The sequence below is a fragment of the Priestia sp. P5_B4 genome (assembly GCF_056400385.1).
The window spans coordinates 1-1875 of record NZ_JBFULJ010000751.1; the positions used below are offsets into that span (position 1 = coordinate 1).

At 38.0% G+C, this 1875-nt stretch carries 2 protein-coding genes and 1 pseudogene; all 3 read right to left on the bottom strand.

From position 1 onward, the window contains the following. Positions 1-426 (bottom strand): annotated as a pseudogene (locus AC1DRF_RS25520) (ABC transporter permease); the annotation flags it as partial. Between the two features lies 1 nt (position 427). Beyond that, positions 428-1270, bottom strand: a complete 843-nt coding sequence (locus AC1DRF_RS25525) for an ATP-binding cassette domain-containing protein (protein ID WP_477742018.1) — start codon at positions 1268-1270, stop codon at positions 428-430. 119 nt (positions 1271-1389) lie between these two features. Beyond that, positions 1390-1875, bottom strand: a 486-nt coding sequence (locus AC1DRF_RS25530) for a GNAT family N-acetyltransferase (protein ID WP_477742019.1), incomplete at its 5' end; no start/stop codon positions are given.

Here is a 1875-nt window from a genome sequence, read left to right on the forward strand (position 1 = left end):
AATAAGGCCTATGCTCATACCAAGCAAACTAAACGTCCAGTGAATAATAAACCCAAACGCCATTTGCTTAGTGGATATGTCCACTTCAAACATATTAAGGAGCACAGGATAAGCAATGGAAACCGCTGATAAAAATGTAAACAGCAGCATACAGCTAATAAGCTTGCTCATAAAGTACTTGTTCTTTTTCCCTACGTGAAGTTTTGTAATAACTTCTTGACTGGAATCTTCCGCGTGAAACAGCGACATCGTAAACCAAGTGGTTAGAAAAAAGAGGAAAAGTGCCGTATTAAAAAAGCTATCAAGCACCGGGTTCGGTCTATATGTATAGTTCATACACAACGAAATAATATAAAGTGCAAGCGGCGGAATATATCGATACGATTTAATGTATGTAATAAAATGATAGCGAATCAATGCACCCATCTTAAATTTCTTCCCTTTCCATATGATATAGCTTTACAACTTCAGCTTGAACAGCAAGCAATTCTGCAAGAAACTCGTTTACATATTTTTTATCTATATAAAAAATCCAGTAGTTTCCATGCTGTTCAATTTTCGTGCACTTTTCTTTTAATAAGCGAAGCGGCTTATTGAGAATGACATTTGCCTCAATAACCGTTAAATGCTCAATGAGTTGAACGCGCTCATTTTTTAAAATGCGCTKTGAGCCAATGGTGATAACACGATCAGCTACAGCATGAATGAGCCTTTCTTCATGACACGTAAATACAATGGTCATCCCTCGTTCTTTGAGCTTTGTAAAAATTCGTTCTACTTCTAGCTGAGCACGAGCATCTAATCCTGATAGAGGTTCATCAAGCAATAGCAGCTTAGAAGAACTCAGCAGCGCTTGCATCATGTTGACTTTTTGCTTCATTCCTTTTGAAAAAGAAATGATTTCTTCATGTCTAAACTCTACCATTTCGAAAGTTTCGAGCAGCTCTTCAATTCTAGAGCTGCGCTTTTTCTTAGACAATCCTTGAATTCGTCCCATGTGCTGCAAATAACCTGCTAGCGTAAAACGCAGCTCCTGAGGAAATTGTTCCACCACAAATCCAGGCGTACCGGTTTCTTTATGAAGGTGAACTGTCCCTTTAGTCGGTTTAGATAATCCGCCAATTAGCTTTAAAAACGTACTTTTTCCCGCACCGTTTTTTCCAACAATCGCCACAGTCTCTCCTTTATAAAGGGTCGTGTGAATGTTTTCTAATACGGTATGTTTTTTGTATACTTTTGCAACATTTTTTAATTCAATCAGTTTTTCCATCTGCTGCCTCGCCTCTCCATAATCCTATATGTTAAATCATAGCATATTTATGGGGAATGTGCTTCCATCTCTATACGTTTCAGCTAAATTTTTCCCACACAAAAAAGCCTTTGATATGATCAAAGGCTTTTTATAGACAATACCATATGCTCTTCATCGATAAATTCACCATCTACTTGAAGAGCTCTTTTTTCATACGCATAAGAAGTAAAACCGAGGCTTTTGTATAGGGCTTTTGCTCCTTCATTTTTAGCAGCGACGGCCAGGTAGATTTGCAAAACATTTGTTTTTGAAAAAGCTTGTTCAACAGCGGTTTTTAACAGCTTCTTTCCAAGACCCTTCCCCCTTGCTTCAGGGGCTACGTACATCCCCCAAATATCTCCCTTATGCTGAACTTTTAAAGGCTTTTGCTGCTGAAACCCTACGATCCCCACAAGCTGTTTTTCCATAAAAGCTCCTACTACAAATTCTGATTGGCTGCTTGGAAAATAATTTCGGATGTCAGCAATTTCTTTTTCATATTCTTCTTCATAACTTAAAATAAAACTTTCGGGATGATCTTTTAAAGCACGAAGACGGAGTTCAAAGTACATGTCAGCGTCTTC